The organism is Caulobacter sp. LjRoot300, from assembly GCF_964253875.1.
Taxonomy (GTDB): Bacteria; Pseudomonadota; Alphaproteobacteria; order Caulobacterales; family Caulobacteraceae; genus Caulobacter.
The window spans coordinates 19,231-38,561 of record NZ_CAXUSA020000009.1 but is presented as its reverse complement, the minus strand read 5'-3'; the positions used below and the strand labels follow the sequence as shown (position 1 = coordinate 38,561).

19 protein-coding genes are annotated in these 19,331 nt (G+C 69.4%); 9 read left to right on the top strand and 10 right to left on the bottom strand.

From position 1 onward, the window contains the following. Positions 1-19 precede the first annotated feature (19 nt). The 3 genes from carB to ACSQ2G_RS22075 form a co-directional block, all read right to left on the bottom strand. A complete protein-coding gene (gene carB, locus ACSQ2G_RS22085; RefSeq protein WP_436034531.1) occupies positions 20-3,313 on the bottom strand; it encodes a carbamoyl-phosphate synthase large subunit in 3,294 nt (1,097 codons plus the stop codon). A gap of 160 nt (positions 3,314-3,473) precedes the next feature. Continuing rightward, positions 3,474-4,682 carry a patatin-like phospholipase family protein gene (locus tag ACSQ2G_RS22080; RefSeq protein ID WP_436034530.1) on the bottom strand — a complete coding sequence of 403 codons (1,209 nt, stop codon included), beginning with the start codon at positions 4,680-4,682 and terminating at the stop codon, positions 3,474-3,476. A 121-nt stretch (positions 4,683-4,803) separates the two neighbouring features. Next, positions 4,804-5,010 carry a cold-shock protein gene (locus ACSQ2G_RS22075; RefSeq protein ID WP_007666377.1) on the bottom strand — a complete coding sequence of 69 codons (207 nt, stop codon included), beginning with the start codon at positions 5,008-5,010 and terminating at the stop codon, positions 4,804-4,806. A 288-nt stretch (positions 5,011-5,298) separates the two neighbouring features. Between ACSQ2G_RS22075 and ACSQ2G_RS22070 the strand changes: the two genes are divergently transcribed. Beyond that, complete coding sequence (locus ACSQ2G_RS22070; protein ID WP_436034529.1) at positions 5,299-5,535, top strand: hypothetical protein; 237 nt, start codon at positions 5,299-5,301, stop codon at positions 5,533-5,535. 83 nt (positions 5,536-5,618) lie between these two features. Beyond that, positions 5,619-5,777: a hypothetical protein gene (locus ACSQ2G_RS22065; protein WP_436034528.1), complete on the top strand. Its 159-nt coding sequence runs from the start codon at positions 5,619-5,621 to the stop codon at positions 5,775-5,777. Positions 5,778-5,935: 158 nt separating this feature from the next. On the opposite strand, the gene pgsA is transcribed toward ACSQ2G_RS22065, so the two are convergent. Continuing rightward, positions 5,936-6,553, bottom strand: coding sequence for a CDP-diacylglycerol--glycerol-3-phosphate 3-phosphatidyltransferase (gene pgsA / locus ACSQ2G_RS22060; protein ID WP_436034527.1), 618 nt, complete (start codon positions 6,551-6,553; stop codon positions 5,936-5,938). Positions 6,554-6,633: 80 nt separating this feature from the next. Between pgsA and ACSQ2G_RS22055 the strand changes: the two genes are divergently transcribed. The 4 genes from ACSQ2G_RS22055 to ACSQ2G_RS22040 all read left to right on the top strand — a co-directional run bounded on the left by ACSQ2G_RS22055 (position 6,634) and on the right by ACSQ2G_RS22040 (position 10,118). Continuing rightward, positions 6,634-6,867, top strand: coding sequence for a FitA-like ribbon-helix-helix domain-containing protein (locus ACSQ2G_RS22055; protein WP_310085613.1), 234 nt, complete (start codon positions 6,634-6,636; stop codon positions 6,865-6,867). Next, complete coding sequence (locus ACSQ2G_RS22050) at positions 6,864-7,274, top strand: type II toxin-antitoxin system VapC family toxin (protein WP_436034526.1); 411 nt, start codon at positions 6,864-6,866, stop codon at positions 7,272-7,274. The genes ACSQ2G_RS22055 and ACSQ2G_RS22050 overlap by 4 nt, the downstream gene beginning before the upstream one ends. Positions 7,275-7,435: 161 nt before the next feature. Further along, positions 7,436-8,722 (top strand): MFS transporter, encoded by a 1,287-nt coding sequence (locus ACSQ2G_RS22045; protein WP_436034587.1) that lies wholly within the window; start codon positions 7,436-7,438, stop codon positions 8,720-8,722. 217 nt (positions 8,723-8,939) lie between these two features. Continuing rightward, on the top strand, positions 8,940-10,118 hold the full coding sequence (locus ACSQ2G_RS22040) for a saccharopine dehydrogenase family protein (RefSeq protein WP_436034525.1): 1,179 nt from the start codon (positions 8,940-8,942) through the stop codon (positions 10,116-10,118). A gap of 104 nt (positions 10,119-10,222) precedes the next feature. Here the strand turns inward: ACSQ2G_RS22040 and ACSQ2G_RS22035 are convergent, their stop codons facing one another. After that, entirely contained in the window at positions 10,223-10,948 is a 726-nt protein-coding gene (locus ACSQ2G_RS22035) for a hypothetical protein (protein WP_436034524.1), read from the bottom strand. A gap of 336 nt (positions 10,949-11,284) precedes the next feature. On the opposite strand from ACSQ2G_RS22035, the gene ACSQ2G_RS22030 reads away from it, so the two are divergent. Continuing rightward, positions 11,285-12,817, top strand: coding sequence for a cation:proton antiporter (locus ACSQ2G_RS22030; RefSeq protein WP_436034523.1), 1,533 nt, complete (start codon positions 11,285-11,287; stop codon positions 12,815-12,817). A gap of 170 nt (positions 12,818-12,987) precedes the next feature. On the opposite strand, the gene uvrC is transcribed toward ACSQ2G_RS22030, so the two are convergent. The 3 genes from uvrC to ACSQ2G_RS22015 are packed head-to-tail and all read right to left on the bottom strand — an operon-like array spanning position 12,988 to position 15,438. Further along, a complete protein-coding gene (gene uvrC, locus ACSQ2G_RS22025; RefSeq protein WP_436034522.1) occupies positions 12,988-14,898 on the bottom strand; it encodes an excinuclease ABC subunit UvrC in 1,911 nt (636 codons plus the stop codon). A gap of 19 nt (positions 14,899-14,917) precedes the next feature. Then, complete coding sequence (locus ACSQ2G_RS22020; protein ID WP_436034521.1) at positions 14,918-15,196, bottom strand: type II toxin-antitoxin system RelE/ParE family toxin; 279 nt, start codon at positions 15,194-15,196, stop codon at positions 14,918-14,920. Then, positions 15,193-15,438, bottom strand: a complete 246-nt coding sequence (locus ACSQ2G_RS22015) for a FitA-like ribbon-helix-helix domain-containing protein (RefSeq protein WP_436034520.1) — start codon at positions 15,436-15,438, stop codon at positions 15,193-15,195. The genes ACSQ2G_RS22020 and ACSQ2G_RS22015 overlap by 4 nt, the downstream gene beginning before the upstream one ends. 61 nt (positions 15,439-15,499) lie before the next feature. Here ACSQ2G_RS22015 and ACSQ2G_RS22010 point away from each other — a divergent pair, with 61 nt between their 5' ends. Beyond that, on the top strand, positions 15,500-16,120 hold the full coding sequence (locus ACSQ2G_RS22010; RefSeq protein WP_436034519.1) for a TIGR02466 family protein: 621 nt from the start codon (positions 15,500-15,502) through the stop codon (positions 16,118-16,120). A 106-nt stretch (positions 16,121-16,226) separates the two neighbouring features. Then, entirely contained in the window at positions 16,227-16,778 is a 552-nt protein-coding gene (locus ACSQ2G_RS22005; protein WP_436034518.1) for a YbhB/YbcL family Raf kinase inhibitor-like protein, read from the top strand. Here the strand turns inward: ACSQ2G_RS22005 and ACSQ2G_RS22000 are convergent. Both ACSQ2G_RS22000 and ACSQ2G_RS21995 read right to left on the bottom strand, forming a co-directional pair. After that, positions 16,757-17,425 (bottom strand): DUF998 domain-containing protein, encoded by a 669-nt coding sequence (locus tag ACSQ2G_RS22000; RefSeq protein ID WP_436034517.1) that lies wholly within the window; start codon positions 17,423-17,425, stop codon positions 16,757-16,759. The genes ACSQ2G_RS22005 and ACSQ2G_RS22000 overlap by 22 nt on opposite strands. Before the next feature lie 113 nt (positions 17,426-17,538). Beyond that, the gene (locus tag ACSQ2G_RS21995) at positions 17,539-19,203 is read right to left on the bottom strand and encodes a M20/M25/M40 family metallo-hydrolase (protein WP_436034516.1); all 1,665 of its coding nucleotides are present in this window, start codon (positions 19,201-19,203) and stop codon (positions 17,539-17,541) included. Positions 19,204-19,331 lie beyond the last annotated feature (128 nt).

The following is a 19,331-nucleotide window of genomic DNA, read 5'->3' as shown; positions in this document are numbered from 1 at the left end:
GCAGCCCTGTGGATAACTTCTACTGGTAGCTCTGCAGCGGCCGCACTTCCAGCGCCTCGGCGGGGGCCGAGGAGATGGCCTGGGCGGCGGCCAGGGCGCCGGCGCTGGTGGTGTAGTAGGGCACCTTCATCATCAGCGCCGTGCGGCGGATCTCGAAGCTGTCCTCCAGCGCCTGCTTGCCCTCGGTGGTGTTGAACACCAACTGCACGCCGCCGTTCTTCATCACGTCGACGATGTGCGGCCGGCCTTCCAGCACCTTCTTGACCAGCTCGACCTCGACGCCCTGCTCGGCCAGGTAGCCGCGCGTGCCGACGGTCGACAGCACCTTGAAGCCCGCCGCCTGCAGCAGCTTCACCGGCTCGACGATCCACGGGCGGTCGCTTTCCTTGACCGAGACGAACGCGGTCCCCGAGGTCGGCAGGTTGACCCCGCCGCCCAGCTGGCTCTTGGCGAAGGCGCGGGCGAAGGCCGGGCCAAGGCCCTGTTCGCCCTCGCGGATCCAGTCCAGGCCCATGACCTCGCCGGTCGAGCGCATCTCCGGACCCAGCACCGTGTCGACGCCGGCGAAGCGGGCGAACGGGAAGACCGCTTCCTTGACCGCGATGTGGTCGTAGGGGACGTCCTTCAGGCCGAAGCTGGCCAGGGTCTCGCCGGCCATGATCTTGGCGGCGATCGCCGCGACGGGCTGCCCAATCGTCTTGGCCACGAACGGCACGGTGCGCGAGGCGCGGGGATTGACCTCCAGCACGTAGATGCGCGGGTTTTCCGAGTGCGGCTCCTCGATGGCGAACTGCACGTTCATCAGGCCGCGGACGTTCAGGGCCAGGGCCATCTTCACGGTCTGGCGCTTCAGCTCCTCCACCGTGGCGGCGCTGAGCGAGAAGGGCGGCATCGAGCAGGCGCTGTCGCCCGAGTGCACGCCGGCTTCCTCGATGTGCTCCAGCACCCCGGCCACGAACACGTCGGTGCCGTCGCACAGGGCGTCGACGTCCACCTCGGTGGCGCGGCTCAGATAGTGGTCCAGCAGGATCGGGTGCTCGAACGAGATCTCGCCGGTGTTGGCGATGTAACGCTCCAGGTGCTCGTGGTCGCGGATGATCTCCATGCCGCGGCCGCCCAGCACGTAGGACGGACGCATCACGAACGGGAAGCCGATCTTGTCGCCTTCGGCCCGGGCCTCGTCCCAGGTGCGGGCGATGGCGTTCTCGGGCTGGGCGATGTCCAGGCCGTTCAGCAGCTGCTGGAAGCGCTCGCGGTCCTCGGCCAGGTCGATGGCGTCGGGGCTGGTGCCCAGGATCGGGATGCCCGCGTCCTGCAGCGCCTGGGCCAGCTTCAGCGGCGTCTGGCCGCCGAACTGGACGATGACCCCGGCCAGTTCGCCCCTGGACTGTTCGACCGCCAGCAGCTCCAGCACGTCCTCGGCCGTCAGCGGCTCGAAGTACAGGCGGTCGGAGGTGTCGTAGTCGGTGGAGACGGTCTCGGGGTTGCAGTTGACCATGATCGACTCGACGCCGATCTGGTCCAGGGCGAAGGCGGCGTGGCAGCAGCAGTAGTCGAACTCGATGCCCTGGCCGATCCGGTTGGGGCCGCCGCCCAGGATCACCGCCTTCTTGCGGTCGGACGGCAGGCTTTCGCACTCCGGAACCTGGCCCAGGGCGCCGGTCTCGTAGGTGGAGTACATGTAGGGCGTGGTGGCCGCGAACTCGCCGGCGCAGCTGTCGATGCGCTTGAACACCGGGCGGACGCCCAGGGCCTGGCGGGCCTTGCGGACATCGCCCTCGGCGCCGCCGGTCAGCTTGGCCAGGCGGGCGTCGGAGAAGCCCTGGGCCTTCAGGGCGCGGAACCCTTGCGCGTCGGTCGGCAGGCCGCCGGCCCGGACCCAGCCCTCCTGGCGCACCAGCTCGGCGATCTGGCGCAGGAACCACGGCTCGTAGCTGCAGGCGGCGTTGACCTCCTCGACCGTCAGGCCGTGGCGGAAGGCCTGGGCGATGACGCGCAGGCGGTCCGGGGTCGGGGTGCCCAGGGCGCGGATCACCGCCGCGCGGCCGGTGTCCGGGTCATCGGCGCCGTGGATCTCGACCTCGTCGAAGCCGTTGAGGCCGGTCTCCAGGCCGCGCAGGGCCTTCTGGACGCTTTCCTTGAACGTGCGGCCGATGGCCATCACCTCGCCGACCGACTTCATGGCCGTGGTCAGCAGCGGCTCGCTGCCCGGATACTTCTCGAAGGCGAAGCGCGGGATCTTGGTGACCACATAGTCGATGCTGGGCTCGAACGAGGCCGGGGTCGCGCCGCCGGTGATGTCGTTCTTCAGCTCATCGAGCGTGTAGCCGACGGCCAGGCGGGCGGCGACCTTGGCGATCGGAAAGCCGGTGGCCTTCGACGCCAGGGCCGACGAGCGCGACACCCGCGGGTTCATCTCGATCACCACCATCCGGCCGTCCGCCGGGTTGACCGCGAACTGGACGTTCGACCCGCCGGTCTCGACGCCGATCTCGCGCAGCACGGCGATCGAGGCCGCGCGCATCCACTGGTATTCCTTGTCGGTCAGGGTCAGGGCCGGGGCGACGGTGATCGAGTCGCCGGTGTGGACCCCCATCGGGTCGATGTTCTCGATCGAGCAGACGATGATGCAGTTGTCCGCCGTGTCGCGGACCACCTCCATCTCGTATTCCTTCCAGCCCAGGACGCTTTCCTCGATCAGGACTTCGGTCGTGGGGGAGAGATCCAGGCCCCGGGCGACGATCTCCTCGAATTCCTCGACATTGTAGGCGATGCCGCCGCCGGTGCCGGCCAGGGTGAAGGACGGGCGGATGATGGCCGGCAGGCCGACGAACTCCAGGCCGTCGCGGGCCTCTTCCAGCGTGTGGGCGGCCTTGGACTTGGGGCTTTCCAGGCCCAGCTTGTCCATGGCGTCGCGGAACTTCTGGCGGTCCTCGGCCTTGTCGATGACCTCGGCCTTGGCGCCGATCATCTCGACGCCGTACTTGGCCAGGGTGCCGTTGGCCTCGAGCGCCAGGGCGGTGTTCAGCGCCGTCTGGCCGCCCATGGTCGGCAGCAGGGCGTCGGGCCGCTCCTTGGCGATGATCTTGGCGACCATGTCCGGGGTGATCGGCTCGATATAGGTCGCGTCGGCCACGTCCGGGTCGGTCATGATCGTGGCGGGGTTCGAGTTGACCAGGATGATCCGGTAGCCCTCGGCCCGCAGCGCCTTGCAGGCCTGGACGCCCGAATAGTCGAACTCGCACGCCTGGCCGATGACGATCGGACCCGCGCCGATGATCAGGATCGAGGAGATGTCTGTTCTTTTGGGCATCAGAAAACTCGCGCGCAGAGACACGGTCGCGCACATCCGCGCGCCCGCTGCCGACCATCTTGCAGGTTAAGCCGCCCGTTTAGAGAGGGAGTCGGGTTGGCGCAACCCTGGAGTCGGGCCGCGTCCGGGGACAGGCGCATGCGCCTGTCCCCGGCCAGGTTCAGCGACCGCTGATCGACGGCGGGGCGGGGATGACCGGCGGCACGTCGCGCGGGGGTTCGAGAGGTCCGTTCGGATCGTCCGGCAAGGCCCAGGCCCAGCCGGCCTCGGCCCGCTCGCGGCCCAGCCGGAACAGGGCCTCGCGGTTCTTGGCGTCGAAATCCAGGCCCGAGGTGTCGGCGTCGGCGCTGTCGGGGATGGCGCTGTAGAACAGCTGGCCGCCGTTGCGCCGGGCGAAGCCGTAGCTGGCCGCCAGGTGGGTGCGCATCAGGGCCTTGCTCATGGCGTCCCACGAGCGGCCGACGATCGACAGGGCCCCGCCCTTGGTGAAGCCGAAACTGCCGTCGACCTTGCCGTTGACGATCACGTACATCCGTCCCGGCCGCACCGAGTTCCTGGCGGCGGTCCACAGCAGCAGCGACTCGGGGGCCACGAAGAACGGGATGGTGACCCCGCCGTCGACATGCATCTCCGACAGCGCGCGGCCCTTGCCCTCGATCTCGATCAGAGCGGGGGGGAAGACGCCGGGGATGCTGGCCGAGGCGACCAGCACCCGCTTGAACAGCTCCCTGGAGGCTTCGTCGCCGCGGCTGGCGATCGCCCCCATGTCCCAGATCACCGTCTCCTCGGTGTCCAGGTTGGTGGTGGCGATCAGCAGGCGCCGTCCGCGCCGGTGTTCGGCGACGATGGCCTGCAGCATGTCGTCGGTGACATAGCCGTCGACCAGCTGGCGCAGGGCCGCGCTGCTGTAGAAGCTGGGGTGGAACAGCACGCCCAGGCCGCGCGGCTTGAGGATCCGGCCGGCCGCCTTGCCGGTATAGGCCTCCGTCAGGCGATCGTCCCAACTGGAGCCGAGGAAGGCGAACGGGGCCGTCAGGGCGCCGGTCGAGACGCCGGTGACGATGTCGAACTCGGGCCGCTCGCCGCGCTTGGTCCAGCCGACCAGCACCCCGGCCCCATAGGCCCCGTTCGAGCCGCCGCCCGACAGGGCCAGCACGTCGAAGGTGTGCTGGGCCAGGGCGCGCTTGCGGGCCGGATCGCCGAACCGGACGGCGGCGTCCTTGTCGCTGGCGTTGAAGCGGATGTCGGCCAGGCCCTTGGGCGGCGGTCCGGCCAGATCGCTGGCCTGGAAGGCCGGGCGCGACAGCGACCCGCAGGCGCACAGGCTCAGGGCGGCCAGGACGAGGGCGAAGAGGCGGGCTGGACGCATGGCGCTGACGGGGCTCGCTGCCGAAACCTGCGGACCCTGTTACGCGCCCCAGGGGAGCGCGCAAGAAAAATGGGCCGGCGCCAGGCGCCGACCCATTCCAAATCTCGTGAGCGTGAGGCGATTAAGCCTGCAGTTGGCCCGCCGACATCTTGCCCGAGCGGTTGTCGCGCTCGAGTTCGTAGGTGATCTTCTGACCTTCGTCCAGGCCGCGCAGACCGGCGCGTTCAACGGCCGAGATGTGCACGAACACGTCAGCGCCGCCGTCGTCAGGTTGGATGAAGCCGAAGCCCTTGGTGCCGTTGAACCATTTCACGGTGCCGGTAGCCATAGTGGTAGTCCTTGTAGTCAATATTCGTCGGCGGAGTCGTTCCGCGCGACGATCAAATTTCGTTGGGGGTCGGTGGGCGCGTCCGGCGCTCTCGTTAAGGAGAGCATGGAAAAGCAGGCCGAACGTCAGCGAATTTCGATAATCCACCATGACCCGCATGGAGGCTCTCGGCAAGTGAATTCGTGAATCGACTTAAAACGCAAATAGTTTTGGACCCTAGGCGGCGCCTTGAACGTTAAGCTAATTCTCGCGCTACCGCGGGAGTTTTTGTTTTCCGAGGAGTGCACCATGACCCTGATCGAGCGGATTCCTCTGCTGAACGACCAGGAGCTGGTCACGCTTCTGGCCAACGCCCGTCGCCTGGACATCGTGGGCACGCCCGCCCAGCGCCTGGCCGCGACGGAGGTCCTGCCCGTTCTGGAACTGGAAGCCTCCAAGCGTCGACAGGTCACCCTGGAGGCGGCGACCAAGAAGCGCGGCGCCACCGCCGCCAAGCGCAAGGCCGCCGCGGTCGAAGCGGCCTGAAGCCACGAACGCCGCAAAGACGCCTTGCGTCCGTCGTTGTTGATAGTCATTCTCAACAACGACGGAGCGCTTCGGAGGCGATCATGGTGTTTCTGACGGCGGGCAGCGGCTGGCTGGCCCTGATGATGCGGGCGGAACGCACCCGGGCGGGGCGCGAGGCGCCCGACGCCGAATGGCTTCTGCGCGACCCCGAAACGATCGAGGACGACGAGCCGCAGGCGTCCCTGCTGGCGGCGGAATGACGGCTCCCTAGATCCTCCCCCTGTGGGGGAGGTGTCGGCGAAGCCGACGGAGGGGGGAGTGATCGGCAGGTGGCCGCACCCCGGGCTCTCCATCCTGAAACTCCCCCCACCGGCCTTCGGCCGCCTCCCCCACGGGGGGAGGGGGTTTTCCGAAACCCCTAAACCAGCGCCTTCCGCGCCGCTTCCCAATACTGCGCGCCGGTGATCAGCGTCACGGCGGCGGCCGCCCACAGCAGGGCGTGGATGGCGACGGTGGCGGGACCGACCACCGTCGGGTCGGTCGGCAGATGGAAGGCCGACCACGAGGCCAGGACCATTTCGGCCCCGATCGCCACCAGCTGCAGGGCGGTCTTCCACTTGGCCAGCAGGGTGACGGGCAGCTTGACGCCCTTGCCGGCGCCGACCTCGCGCAGGGCGCTGACGGCGAACTCGCGGAACAGGATCAGGCCGGCCGGCAGGATCACCATCGGGTTGGGGCCCAGGGCCATCAGGCCCAGCAGGGCGCCGCAGACCAGGATCTTGTCGCCGATCGGGTCGAGGATCGCGCCCCAGATGCTGACCGCGTCCAGCTTGCGGGCCAGCCAGCCGTCGAAGAAGTCGGTCACCGCCGCCACCACGAACGCCCAGAACGCCCAGCGCTGCAGCGACATCTGCTGGTCCACGCCCAGCTGGTCGCTCAGCCACGGCACCCCGCCGGCCGCCGCGGCCAGGGCCACGAACATGAACAGGGCGATGACCAGGCGGGCGGAGGTCAGGATGTTGGGCAGGGCTTTCATGGCGGAGGTTCTAACGCATGAAAGCGACGAAGGGCTATGGGGCGATTGCTGGGCGAGCTATCAAGTGATATCATCGCTGCATGGCCCAGCTCCTCGTCCGTGACGTTCCGCGTGACGTCGTCGAAGCGCTCAAGCGCCGGGCGGCCGCCCATGGCCGCAGCGCCGAGGCGGAGCACCGCCTGATCCTGGAAGCCGCCCTCAAGGCGGGACGCGCCGCCTTTCGCGAGCGCGCCGCGTCTCTGCGGGAACAGACCCAAGGCCGGATCGTCGGGGAGTCGGCCGATCTGATCCGACTGGATCGCGACGCCCGGTGACGCTGGTCATCGACGCCTCGGTGGCGTTGAAATGGGTGTTGGCCGAGCCCGGCCAGGACGCCGCCGACGCCTTGCTCGACGAGGACCTGATCGCGCCGTCCCTGTGGCTGCTGGAGGCGGCCAACGCCCTGTGGCGGCGCAATCTGCGCGGCGAACTCAGCGCCGGCGAGGCCGAGGAGCGGCTCTCCGAACTGTTCAACGCGCCGGTGACCTCGATCCCGATCGAGGACGACCTGTCCATGGCCGCGGCCCTGGCCCAGCGGCTGGGTCATCCGGTCTATGATTGCCTCTATCTCGCCCTGGCGGTGCGCGAGCAAACCCAGGTGGTGACCGCCGATCGGCGCTTCTGGACGATCGCGCAGACGGCGCCGGACCTGGCGGGCCGGGTGCGTTTGCTGGAAGGGTGAGATGTCTGTCCGGCGCAATATCCTGTCCGCAGACATCGATCCGCAGAACGAAATCGCTCGCCGGCGGCGGGCGACCTCGCTGAGCGGGGTCGTTTTTCTCTCTACCGGTTGACGAGACGCTTTCCGCCCGCCAAGCCATGGCCAAGTTCTTCGAGGGCGTCATGGCCAATACCGACCAACCGACCGCGACCAATTCCAACCGCCGCGTGCTGGCCGCCAGCCTGGTGGGCACGGCGGTGGAGTTCTACGACTTCTACATCTACGCCACCGCCGCCTCGCTGGTGTTCGGCCAGCTGTTCTTCCCGTCCAAGTCGGCCAGCCTGCAGCAGATGGCCGCCTTCGCCAGCCTGGGCGTGGCGTTCCTGGCCCGTCCTCTTGGCGCCGTGGCCTTCGGCCACTTCGGGGACCGGATCGGACGCAAGTCGACCCTGGTGGCCTCGCTGCTGCTGATGGGCGGCTCGACCCTGGCGATCGCCTTCCTGCCCACCTACGCCACGGCCGGCTGGCTGGCGCCGGCCCTGCTGTGCCTGCTGCGGTTCGGCCAGGGCTTCGGCCTGGGCGGCGAGTGGGGCGGGGCGGCCTTGCTGGCCGTCGAGAACGCGCCCCCCGGCTGGCGCGCGCGGTTCGGCATGTTCCCGCAGCTGGGCGCGCCGGTCGGCTTCATCGCGGCCAACGGCCTGTTCCTGATCCTGGGCCTGGTCCTGACGCCGGACCAGTTCCAGGCCTGGGGCTGGCGCCTGCCGTTCCTGGGCAGCGCGGCCCTGGTCGGGGTGGGGCTGTGGGTTCGGCTGAAGCTGACCGAGACCCCCGACTTCGCCGCCGCCATCGCCCACGAGGCCCCGCCGGCCGTGCCGCTGGGCGAGCTGCTGCGCGACCACTGGAAGGCCACCCTCTGCGGGACGCTGGCGGCCGTCTGCTGCTTCGCCGTCTATTACCTGATGACCGCTTTCGCGCTGGGCTACGGCGCCAAGGACCTGGGCTATGGCCGCACGGCCATGCTGAGCGCCCAGCTGATCGGCATCCTGTTCATGGCCGGCGGCATCGTCGTGGCCGGCTACTGGGCCGACGCCGCCAGCCCGCGCCGGGTGCTGATGGCCGGCTGCGCCATGACCGTCGGGGTCGGAATCCTGCTGCCGCTGATGATGGTGGCCGGCTCGCTGCCGACCATCGGCGCCTTCCTGGCGATCGGCCTGCTGGTCATGGGCTTTGTCTACGGGCCGCTGGGCGCCTTCCTGCCCGACCTGTTCCCGGCCCGGGTGCGCTACACCGGCGCCTCGGCGGCCTTCAACCTCGGCGGCATCCTGGGCGGCGGCCTGGCCCCAACCATCGCCCAGGCCCTGGCCAACCGGGGCGGCCTGGTCCCGGTGGGGCTCTATCTGGCGGTGGCGGCGGGGCTGAGCTTCGTGGGGCTGCTGGCGCTGAAGCCGAAGGCGGGGGCTAACCTATAAGGTTGTCATCCCGGAAAGCGCGCAGCGCTTGTCCGGGACCCAGGGCAACTGCTCCGCTTTGGCCCAGTCCCCTGGGTCCCGGACAGCCTCTGCGAGGCTTCCGGGATGACAACGGTTTTGAGAGTGGTCTCCGTGCGCTGACGTCAAACAGCCGTTTGCCTCGACCGCCCATCCGCGCCACTCTGCCTCCAACGATAAGATCTCGGGAGGCTCATCCATGAACCCCACAACCAAGTCCGGGGCGGAATTCGACGTCATCGTCCACGGCGCGACCGGCTTCACCGGTCGGCTGGTGGCCGAGCATTTCGCCAGGCATCATCCTGAAGCCAAGTGGGCGATGTCCGGCCGCGGCGCCGACAAGCTGGCCGCCGTGCGTGACGAGATCGGCGCGGCCTCCGACACGCCGCTGATCGTCGCCGACGCCGACGACCCGGCCTCGCTGCGGGCCATGGTGGCGCGGACCAAGGCGGTGCTGACCACCGTCGGCCCCTACCAGCTCTACGGCTCCGACCTGGTGGCCGCTTGCGCCGAGGCCGGGACCGACTATCTGGACCTGTGCGGCGAGCCGGCCTGGATGCGCCAGATGATCGACGCCCACGAGGCGGCGGCCAAGGCCAGCGGGGCGCGGATCGTGTTCTCCTGCGGCTTCGACTCCATCCCGTTCGAACTGGGCGTCTGGTTCGCGCAGCAGGAGGCGGCCCGGCGGTTCGGCGCGCCCGTCGCCCGGGTCAAGGGCCGGGTGCGGGCCATGCGCGGCGGCTTCTCGGGCGGCACCGCCGCCAGCCTGAAGGCCACGATGGCCGCGGCGGCCCGAGATCCGCGGGTGTTGGAGCGCCTGAAGGACCCCTTCGCCTTGACCCCCGACTTCGCCGGCCCCAAGCAGCCGCACGGCGCGGCCGTGGCCCATGACGACGACCTGGACGCCTGGACCGCCCCGTTCGTGATGGCGGCCATCAACACCCGCAATGTTCACCGCTCCAACTGGCTGATGGGCCAGCCCTATGGCGCGGACTTCGTCTATGACGAGATGGTGCTGACGGGCTCCGGCGAGGCGGGCGAGTCCGCGGCCAGGATCGTCGCCGCCGCCAACGCCGCGATGGGCGCCGAGGGCGGTCCCAAGCCCGGCGAGGGCCCCAGCAAGGCCGAGCGCGAGGCCGGCTTCTACGACCTGCTGTTCGTCGCCATCGCCGAAGACGGCCGCCAGGTCCGCGCCAGCGTCAAGGGCGACAAGGACCCGGGCTACGGCTCGACCAGCAAGATGATCGCCGAGACGGCGCGGTGCCTGGTTGACACGCCGGAGGTGGCGGGCGGGATCTGGACGCCCGGCGCGGCGCTGCGGGGCAAGCTGGTGGAGCGGCTGCAGGCGGCGGCGGGGCTGAAGTTCGCGGTGGAGTAGGGGCGCCAGGCGACCTTCTCGGCGTCGATTCATGGGCCGCCCCGCGGCCGCTTCCGACCCCGTTCCAGAACTTCGCCAGGTCTGCTCTAGGCGTCGGCCGCCCCCTACCAGCGCTGCCCGTTGCACACGATCGTCCCCGTGGCCTGGATGCGGTTCTTTTTCAGGCGGGCCATGCGGTCGGGGGTCATCTGGGTCTTCAGCCAAGCGTCGTAGGCATCGACGTCGAGCCACGGCAGGCAACTGCGCAGCAGCGGCGCCTCGGCCAGGTAGTACAGAGGGTCCGGATCGGGCCAGCGGAAGGCGCCGTCCAAACCGTCGATGCGGCGCGGCGCCTCGGCGGTACGGTAGAGCAGCCAACCGGGCGGGATCTGGCGTGCCCGGGCGAAGGCTGTCTGCCGCTCGGCCAGCGCTTGGACCGCCGCGCGTTCGTCGGGCGTCGCCTTGGCGACGAAGGCGCCGTCAAAGCCGCCGTGCAGCATGATGATCGCCTGCCGGCCCACCGCCAGCCGCCGTCCCAGCGGCAGGACATAGTTGGCGCAGGAAGAAGAGCACTGGCCGTCGATCCGGATCGTGAGATCGCGCAAGGTCGAGAGCTTCTCGGCGATGTCGAGGGCGGCGTCGACCGGTCCTCCCTGACTGTCGACCACGAGTTCGGTGGTGGTTGGCCTCAGCCTGGCGGCCACGCAGTCGGCCATGGCCCGGTCGGTCGCGCCCCGGATGAGGAACACCGTTGGCGAGCGCTGCTCGCACGCGGCGGCGCGCGCGGTGGAGCCCAGCGACAGCAAGGCCAGCGCCGCCAGCGCTGACAGGATGATCCGCGACCCACGCATCGACGCCCCCAGGGAAGGCCAACGTTACCGAAGCGGGCGAAAATCGTCCAGAGGTTGATCAAGGACTGCCTGGTGGAGAAGGGCTATGCGCCGTTCGCGCTCAGCCGCGACCAGACGAAACAATTGTACAAGTACGACAAGGGTTCGCCGGCCCGCTTGCATTACCTTCATCAGATCTCCAGCGATCCTAAGATATTGAACGAGTAGAAGCTGGATATTGCCGAGGAATAAGGGCCGCCCCCGCCCCGGCTTCGCCCGTCAAGCGCGGAAAGACTCCGGCGGGGAACGGCGCGCTTAGCGTTTGCCAAGTCGCGCGCCAGCGGCGACCCTACCCCCATGCTGATCTTCGAGTGGATCCTGGCCCTGCTGCTGGGCGCGGTGCTGCTGTCAGGTCTGGCCCGGCGGATCGGGGTTCCGTATCCGGCCCTGCTGGCCCTGGGCGGGGCGGCGGTGGCCCTGGTTCCCGGCGCGCCCCGGTTGGACCTGGAGCCGGAACTGATCCTGGCCCTGTTCATCGCCCCGGTCCTGCTCGACGCGGCCTACGACTCCTCGCTGCGCGACCTGAAGGACAACTGGCGGCCAGTCTCGTCGCTGGTGCTGGTTGCCGTGGGCTTGACCACCCTGGGCGTGGCCTGGGTGGCGCGGCTGCTGTTTCCGGACATGCCCTGGCCGGCGGCCATCGCCCTGGGGGCCATCGTCGCGCCGCCGGACGCCGTGGCGGCCCTGGCCGTGCTGCGCCAGGTCCAGCCGCCGCACCGGATCCTCAAGATCCTGGAAGGCGAGAGCCTGCTGAACGACGCCTCGGCCCTGCTGATCTACCGCCTGGCGGTGGGGGCGGTCGGCGGCGGTTTCAGCCTGGCCCACGCGGCCCCGACCCTGGCCCTGGTGGCGGTGGGCAGCGTGGTGGCCGGCTATGGCCTGGCGCGGCTGACCGGCCTGTTCTTCCACCGCATCACCGACGTGCCCAGTTCGGTGATCGTCCAGTTCGTCACGACCTTCGGGGTGTGGATCCTGGCCGAGCGGCTGGGGCTGTCGGGGGTGGTGACCATCGTCGTCTACGGCGTGACCATCGCCTGGCGCCCGGGCGCGCAGCTGTCGGCGCGGTTGCGCATCCCGTCCTTCGCGGTCTGGGAGTCGGTGACGGTGGTGCTGAACGTCCTGGCCTTCACCCTGATCGGTCTACAGCTTCGCCCCATCCTGGAGGGCCTGTCGCATCAGGAGCGGGTCGACTACGCGCGCGCCGCGCTGGTGATCCTGGCCGCGGTGATCGCCGTGCGGATCGCCTGGGTGATGAGCTACAACGGCGCGGTGCGGCTGAAGAACCGGCTGTTCGGCGTCCATGTCGCCCGCTCCAGCATGGCCCCGCCCACGGCGCGCGGCGGGTTGGCGATCGCGTGGTGCGGGATGCGCGGCATGGTCACCCTGGCCGCCGCCCTGGCCCTGCCCGAGGGCTTTCCCTATCGCGACTTCATCCTGCTGGCCGCCTTCGCGGTGGTGCTGGGCACGCTGGTCGTCCAGGGCCTGACCCTGAAGCCGCTGCTGCGCGTCCTGCGCCTGCCCGACGACGATCCCGTGCGCAAGGAGCTGAAACTGGCCCGCGCCAAGGCGCTGAAGGCCGCCCTGGCCGAGCTGGACGGCGACGAGTCCGACGCCGCGGAGGCGCTGCGGCGGGAACTGGGCGATGCGCTGGACCAGACCCGCAAGGGCGCCGACGCTCGCGACTCCGCCGAGAACGCCTTGCGCCGCCGGGTGGTGGCGGTGTCGCGCACGGCCATCGCCGACCTGCGCCGGCGCGGCGAGATCGGCGACGACGCCTATCGGGCGCTGGAGGAGGAGTTCGACTGGCTGGAGCTGGCGGCGCGGGAGTAGGGGTCTTCAGCGACTGCGATTGGGGACAGGCACATGTGCCGGGCGGGCGCGGACTGAGGGGACGCAACAATCATGACGCACTCGGCAAGCCTGGGCGGAAAACAACGCCGTCCCAGGATTGCACTGTTGTCGTCACACGCCTGGGAAGTAAATGGCGTCGCCGTGTTTTCTCAACTCTTGCGGAAAAAGGCATGGATCCGCTCGGCCAGCGGCTGACTGACGCCGTCGACCTTCATCAGGTCCTCGACCCCGGCCCGCGCCACGCCCTTGGCCGAGCCGAAGGCGTGCAGCAGGGCCTTCTTGCGACCGGGGCCGACGCCCTCGATCTCGTCGAGCGGGTTCTTCTTCAGGTCCATCGAGCGGCGGGTGCGGTGGGCGCCGATCGCGAAGCGGTGGGCCTCGTCGCGCAGGCGCTGCAGATAGTAGAGCACCGGCGACTTGGGCTCGAGCATGAACGGCGTCTTGTCCGGCATGAAGAACCGCTCCAGCCCCGCGTCGCGGTCCGGGCCCTTGGCCACGCCGACCACGGCGATGTCGTCGACGCCGAGGTCGGCCATGACCTCCAGCGCCGCGTCCAACTGGCCCTTGCCGCCGTCGACCAGCACCAGGTCGGGACGGGCCGAGCTGTCGCCCTCCTCCTCTTCCTTGACCAGGCGGGCGAAGCGGCGGCGCAGGACCTCCTTCATCATCCCGTAGTCGTCGCCCGGCGTCAGCTCGGTCGAGCGGATGTTGAACTTGCGGTACTGGCCCTTCATGAAGCCCTCGGGCCCGGCCACGACCATGCCGCCGACGGCGTTGGTGCCCTGGATGTGGCTGTTGTCATAGACCTCGATCCGCTCGGGCGGGGCCTCCAGGCCGAACGCCTCGCAGACGCCGGCCAGCAGCTTGGTCTGGGCCGAGCCCTCGGCCATCTTGCGGCCCAGGGCTTCCTTGGCGTTGGTCAGGGCGTGACCGACCAAGTCTGCCTTCTCGCCCCGCTTGGGTGTGCTGATCTCGACCTTGCGGCCGCTCTTCAGGCAGAAGGCCTCGGCCAGCAGCTCGCGGTCGGCCGGTTCCAGATTGGTCAGGATCAGCCGCGGGATCGGCTTGTCGTCGTAGAATTGGCCGAGGAACGCGGTGAGGATCCGCTGCTCCTCGGTGGCGGTCTCGTCCTCCTCCTCGGCGTTGCCGGTGACGCGCGGGAAGTAGGCGCGGTTGCCCCAGTTCTGGCCGGCCCGGAAGAAGAACACCTGCACGCAGGCCTGGCCCCCTTCGACATGCAGGGCGACGACGTCGGCCTCCTCCACCGTCTCGGGATTGATCTGGCTCTCCTGGGCCACCGAGGCCAGGGCGCGGATGCGGTCGCGCAGGCGGGCGGCGCGTTCGAACTCCAGGTCCTCGGCGGCGGCTTCCATCTGCTGGGCGATCAGGGCCATCACAGCGCGGGACTTCCCCCTCAAGAAAGCCTCGGCCTGGTCGACCAGGGCCTGGTAGTCGTCCTTGCCGATCAGGCCGGTGCAGGGGGCGGCGCAGCGCTTGATCTGGTGCAACATGCAGGGCCGCGAGCGGGTCTCGTAGACGCTGTCGCTGCACGAGCGCAGCAGGAAGGCCTTCTGCAGGGTGTTGAGCGTGCGGTTGACCGCCCCGGCGCTGGCGAACGGCCCGAAATAGTCGCCCTTGATCGTGTGGGCCCCGCGATGCTTGCGCAGCTGCGGCGCGTCGTGGTCGCGGCGGATCATGATCTCGGGAAAGCTCTTGTCGTCGCGCAGCAGCACGTTGAAGCGCGGCTTCAGCGACTTGATCAGGTTGATCTCGAGCAGCAGGGCGTCGGCTTCGGTGCGGGTGGTGACGAACTCCATCGACCGCGTGGCGTCGACCATGTGGGCGATGCGGTTGGTGTGGAAGCGGCCCTGGGCGTACTGGACGACCCGTTTTTTCAGGCTCTTGGCCTTGCCGACATAGAGGACTTCGTCGTTGTCGCCGATCATCCGGTAGACGCCGGGCGCGTCGGGCAGGCGCGAAACCTCGTCCTTGATCAGGGCGGCGCCCTTGAGGGCGTTGGCGGGGGGGATGTCGGCGGTCGTATCGGTCACGTCCGACATATAGGCGAGTCTGGTCGGTTCAGCGATCTTCGAGGCTGTGGAAGATGCGACCGATGATCACGGTGTCGTCCTCGACCTGATAACGAATAACGTAAGTGTTCGAGTGGAAGGTCGCGAAGATTTCGCGGTAATCGCCATCCTCGCCCTTCACGCCCCGCTCAGGAAACGATGACAGGCCGCGTGTGGCGTCGAGTAGAGTTGGGCCAAGTCCATCGGCGAACGCGAAGTCCCGCTCCCACAACCAACGCTCCAGCCGATCCACGTCGGCCATGGCCCGACGCGAGACGATAATTCTCATCCGGCGGGCGAGCGCCGGGTGCTGAGCAGGCGAGCTTCAAACTCTTCCCAAGGGACGCCGCCGTCACGCAGAGTTTCCGCACAGATGCGGTCCATTTCCTCAGCCTGAGGACCTTTTTGCGCGACGGCGTCCAGCGCTCGGCGCGCGTATTCCTCGACGCTCTGGCCCACCGCATCGGCGCGCGCCTTCAAGCGCTGGGCCAGCGCTTCATCGATCGTCAGGGTCAGTCCGCCGTCGGCCATGACCCGATCATCCGCCCGTCGGCGTTTGTCGTCAACGCGGCGGGGCGGTATGACCCCCGCCATGACCCTGCGCCCGCTCTTCGTCACCCACCTCTATGAGGGCAGCCTCGCCGCCGACAAGGGCTTCGAGGCCTTCAACGCCCAATTGGAGGACGCCTGTCGCGCCATCGCCGCCGAGGACCGGGCGGGCAAGGCCTGGGCCAGGGAGAAGGGCTACAGCGGCTACACCTCCTACGCCTCGCTCGACGACCTGCCGCAGCGCGACAGCCTGTTCGCCGACCTCAAGAAGAAGCTCGACAAGCACGCCGCCGCCTTCGCCAAGGACCTGAACCTGGAACTGGCCGGCGGGCGGCTGGTGATGGACAGCCTGTGGATCAACATCCTCAAGCCCGGCGGCGCCCACAGCGGCCACATCCATCCCCACAGCGTGCTGTCGGGCACGGTCTATGTCGCCACCCCGCCGGGCGCCTCGGCCCTGAAGCTGGAGGACCCGCGCCTGCCGCTGATGATGGCCGCCCCGACCCGCCAGGCCGACGCGCCGGAGGACCGCCAGACCTTCGTCTATGTCCAGCCCCAGCCGGGCGCGGTGCTGATGTGGGAAAGCTGGCTGCGCCACGAGGTGCCGGCCAACGCCGCCAAGGCCGAGCGGATCAGCCTCAGCTTCAACTACGCCTGGCGATAGGCGATAGGCGATCCAGCGGTGAGGCGCTGTCCAGGTCCCGCCAGACCTGGGCCGTGAACCTTGCGGACGGCGGGCGGGTTTAGCTCCCACAGCCAGGAGTCGTCCCATGCCTCAAACCCATGCCCCCGACCATTCCGGCGCGGCGATCACCATGCAGAAGGTCCAGCCGTTCGGTGAGAGCAGCCTGATCCTGACCACCCCCGCGACCGACCCCAACGGCCGCTTGGCCGACCGCCACAGCGCCTATCACGACAACCTCTCGCCGCCCCTGATCTGGACCTCGGTCGCCGGGGCGGGGGCCTATGCGATCATCGTCGAGGATCCGGACGCGCCCCGCGAGCGGCCGTTCGTGCACTGGCTGATCTGGAACATTCCCGGCGAGGCGACCAGCCTGCCCGAAGGCCTGCCGAACGAGGCCAGCCTGGGCCTGATCGGCGGCGCGACCCAGGGCGTCAACGACAATGGCGCGGTCGGCTGGTTCGGTCCGCGCCCGCCGGTCGGGCACGGCGTGCACCACTATCATTTCCAGATCTTCGCCCTGGTCGAGCGCCTGCCGTTCGACGAGAAGACGCCGCTGGCCGACCTGGTCAACGCGCTGAAGGGCGACGCCCTGGCCTCCGACGACCTGATCGTCACCTACGAGGCGGCGGGGGCGTAGTCGGGTTCGGCGGTCGGTTCGCCGTCGATCGGAGCGGCCGGCAGGTCGCGGGCCCGCCAGTGGCGGTCCAGGCAGAAGGCGGCGATCGCCAGCCATAGCAGGCCCAGGAAGGCATGGCCGCGCTGCCAGAAGCCGACGTCGTTGCCTGTCCGCACGTTCCACACGCCCGTCAGCAGGGCCAGGACCAGCAGCAGGAAGAAGAACCAGCCCAGCGAGAAGCGCGCCAGCCGTCGGTGCGCCGGCCTGCCCCACAGGGCCCAGGCGGTGAACAGCGGGGCGAACTGGATGGCCAGGCCCACGCCGCAGGCGCGGTGCATCGGGTCGGGCCAGTGGAACAGGCCGGCGAACAGCGCCCCCAGGCCGGTCATCGCCACCCACAGTCCCGCGAAGGCCGAGACCTGGCGGCGTCCGCCGGCATGCTCCAGGGCCTGGGTGAAGCCGGCCCCGGCCGCGATCCCAGCCAGGCCGGCCAGGATCATGCCGATATTGAAGATCGCCGGATTGGGCGCGGCCGGGCCGCCGAGCTCGCTGATGAACTGGGCGCCGGGCCTGAAGCCGGGGAACAGGTGCTGGGCCAGCAGGACGTCGGCCACCATGACCGCCGGAACGACCAGGCCGATCCTCAGCAGGTTTCCCACGCTTATCACTCGTCCCGTCTCCGGCTGATTGGGCCCGTCTAGATCGCGCCGGGCGGGCGCGGGGTCAAGGCGGGACGGCGCGGCTGACGGGGACAGGCGCATGCGCCTGTCCCCAACCCCTACTACTTCCCGAACAGGGTCCCGAAGAAATCGCCCTTGTTCCAGGACGGCCGGGCCGGGGCGTCGGCCAGTTCGCGGGCGATCTCGTAGTTGACCAGGGCGAAGCGGGCCCCCGCCTGGTAGTCGATCGGCTGGTTCAGGTCGTCATTGGGCTTGTGGTAGTGGGTGGCCAGGAAGTCCTTGAAGCCCTTCTCGCCGCCGTTCTTGAAGCCGGTCATCAGGAACACCGACGGCACGCCCTGCTCGACGAAGCGATAGTGGTCCGAGCGGGTGAACAGCCCCTCCTCCGGCAGCGGATCGGGCGACAGGCCGATGCCGACGCGGCCGGCGGCGCGAGCCACCGCCGGGCCGATCGACGAGCGGTCGGCGCCGAAGGCCACCACGTCCTGGAAGTCGTACAGCAGGATCGGCATGTCCAGATTGACGTCGGCGGCGATGCCGGCCATCGGCACGGTCGGGTTGTGGGCGAAATATTCCGAGCCGATCAGGCCCTTCTCCTCGGCCGTGACCACCAGCAGCACGATCGAGCGCCTGGGCTTGGTCCGGGCTTCCTTGAAGCCGCGCGCCACCTCCAGCAGGGTGGCCACGCCCGAGGCGTTGTCCAGGGCGCCGTTGTTGATCTTGTCGGCGTCCTTGCCGTGGATCCCCAGGTGGTCCAGGTGGGCCGACAGGATGACGGTCTGGGCCTTCAGCGTCGGGTCCGAGCCCTCGATCAGCCCGACCACGTTGCTGCTCTGGCGCTTCTCGATCTCGCTCTTCAACTGGACGGTGACGTTGGCGGGCAGGGCGAAACCCTTGACCAGTCCGTCCGGAGTCTCGGCCACGGCCAGCACCTCGTCCAGGCTGGTCGGCGCGCCGGCGAACAGCTTGGCGCCGCCCTTCAGGCTCAGGCTGGCCAGGCCCGGCGCCTCGGCCCCGCGCACATAGGCTGCGCCCTGGGCGTCGTTCCAGGTCATCTTCCATTCCTGGTAGCTGCCGACGTTGCGCGCGAACGGGCGGCGCTTTTCGTAGCTGGTGGTCGGCAGGGTCAGCACCCCGACCGCGCCGCGCCGGGCGGCCTCGGCCCGCTTGACGTTGGTGTTGCTGTAGTGGGCGCGGATCTCGGTCTGCAGGCCCGAGGGGGCGCCGCTGAGGACGACGACGATCTTGCCCTTCACGTCCAGGCCCGCATAGTCGTCGCGGCCGCGTTCCGGGGCGACGATTCCGTAGCCCACGAAGACCAGCGGGGCGGTGATCCTGGTCTCGGCCTGGCGGGCCTGGGCCGACGGCAGGTAGTCCTCGCCGAACACCAGGGCGCCCGACTTGCCGCCGGCCCCGGTGTAGGACACCCCGCCCTCGTTGGCGGCCCGGTACGCCGTCAGGGGCACCTGCTGCAGGTAGGAACCGTCGTCGCCGGCCGGCTTGACGTGCATCAGCGCATATTGCGAGGCCACGTAGCGGGCGGCGATGTCGTAGCCGCGCGTGCCGGCCTCGCGGCCCTCCAGCAGATCGTCGGCCAGGAAGCCCATGTGCGCCTTGATGGCGTCGGCCGAGGGCGTGAAGCCAGGGCCCTTTGTGGAGGCCTTCGCGGCGGCGGGCTTGGCCTTGGCGGCGGGCGCGGCGAGGGCGGGCTGGACGGCCAGCAGCAGGGCGACGCCGGCGAGGGCGGCGCGACGGGAAAACGGCATCAAGGCAGGCTCCAGGGACGGGCGAGCCCGCGAAAGCGCGAACCTTGGCCAGACCAAGGCGGCTTGTCGAGATTTCGCGACCTGAACGTTTTGTAATCTTCACGGAAAAGCCGAGCCGGAAGAACGTG

Excerpts from the sequence above, each read along its gene's own strand:
- carB (WP_436034531.1), bottom strand. The coding sequence starts at position 3,313 with ATGCCCAAAAGAACAGACATCTCCTCGATCCTGATCATCGGCGCGGGT.
- ACSQ2G_RS22080 (WP_436034530.1), bottom strand. The coding sequence starts at position 4,682 with ATGCGTCCAGCCCGCCTCTTCGCCCTCGTCCTGGCCGCCCTGAGCCTG.
- ACSQ2G_RS22075 (WP_007666377.1), bottom strand. The coding sequence starts at position 5,010 with ATGGCTACCGGCACCGTGAAATGGTTCAACGGCACCAAGGGCTTCGGC.
- ACSQ2G_RS22070 (WP_436034529.1), top strand. The coding sequence starts at position 5,299 with ATGACCCTGATCGAGCGGATTCCTCTGCTGAACGACCAGGAGCTGGTC.
- ACSQ2G_RS22065 (WP_436034528.1), top strand. The coding sequence starts at position 5,619 with ATGGTGTTTCTGACGGCGGGCAGCGGCTGGCTGGCCCTGATGATGCGG.
- pgsA (WP_436034527.1), bottom strand. The coding sequence starts at position 6,553 with ATGAAAGCCCTGCCCAACATCCTGACCTCCGCCCGCCTGGTCATCGCC.
- ACSQ2G_RS22055 (WP_310085613.1), top strand. The coding sequence starts at position 6,634 with ATGGCCCAGCTCCTCGTCCGTGACGTTCCGCGTGACGTCGTCGAAGCG.
- ACSQ2G_RS22045 (WP_436034587.1), top strand. The coding sequence starts at position 7,436 with ATGGCCAATACCGACCAACCGACCGCGACCAATTCCAACCGCCGCGTG.
- ACSQ2G_RS22040 (WP_436034525.1), top strand. The coding sequence starts at position 8,940 with ATGAACCCCACAACCAAGTCCGGGGCGGAATTCGACGTCATCGTCCAC.
- ACSQ2G_RS22035 (WP_436034524.1), bottom strand. The coding sequence starts at position 10,948 with ATGCGTGGGTCGCGGATCATCCTGTCAGCGCTGGCGGCGCTGGCCTTG.
- ACSQ2G_RS22030 (WP_436034523.1), top strand. The coding sequence starts at position 11,285 with ATGCTGATCTTCGAGTGGATCCTGGCCCTGCTGCTGGGCGCGGTGCTG.
- uvrC (WP_436034522.1), bottom strand. The coding sequence starts at position 14,898 with ATGTCGGACGTGACCGATACGACCGCCGACATCCCCCCCGCCAACGCC.
- ACSQ2G_RS22020 (WP_436034521.1), bottom strand. The coding sequence starts at position 15,196 with ATGAGAATTATCGTCTCGCGTCGGGCCATGGCCGACGTGGATCGGCTG.
- ACSQ2G_RS22015 (WP_436034520.1), bottom strand. The coding sequence starts at position 15,438 with ATGGCCGACGGCGGACTGACCCTGACGATCGATGAAGCGCTGGCCCAG.
- ACSQ2G_RS22010 (WP_436034519.1), top strand. The coding sequence starts at position 15,500 with ATGACCCTGCGCCCGCTCTTCGTCACCCACCTCTATGAGGGCAGCCTC.
- ACSQ2G_RS22005 (WP_436034518.1), top strand. The coding sequence starts at position 16,227 with ATGCCTCAAACCCATGCCCCCGACCATTCCGGCGCGGCGATCACCATG.
- ACSQ2G_RS21995 (WP_436034516.1), bottom strand. The coding sequence starts at position 19,203 with ATGCCGTTTTCCCGTCGCGCCGCCCTCGCCGGCGTCGCCCTGCTGCTG.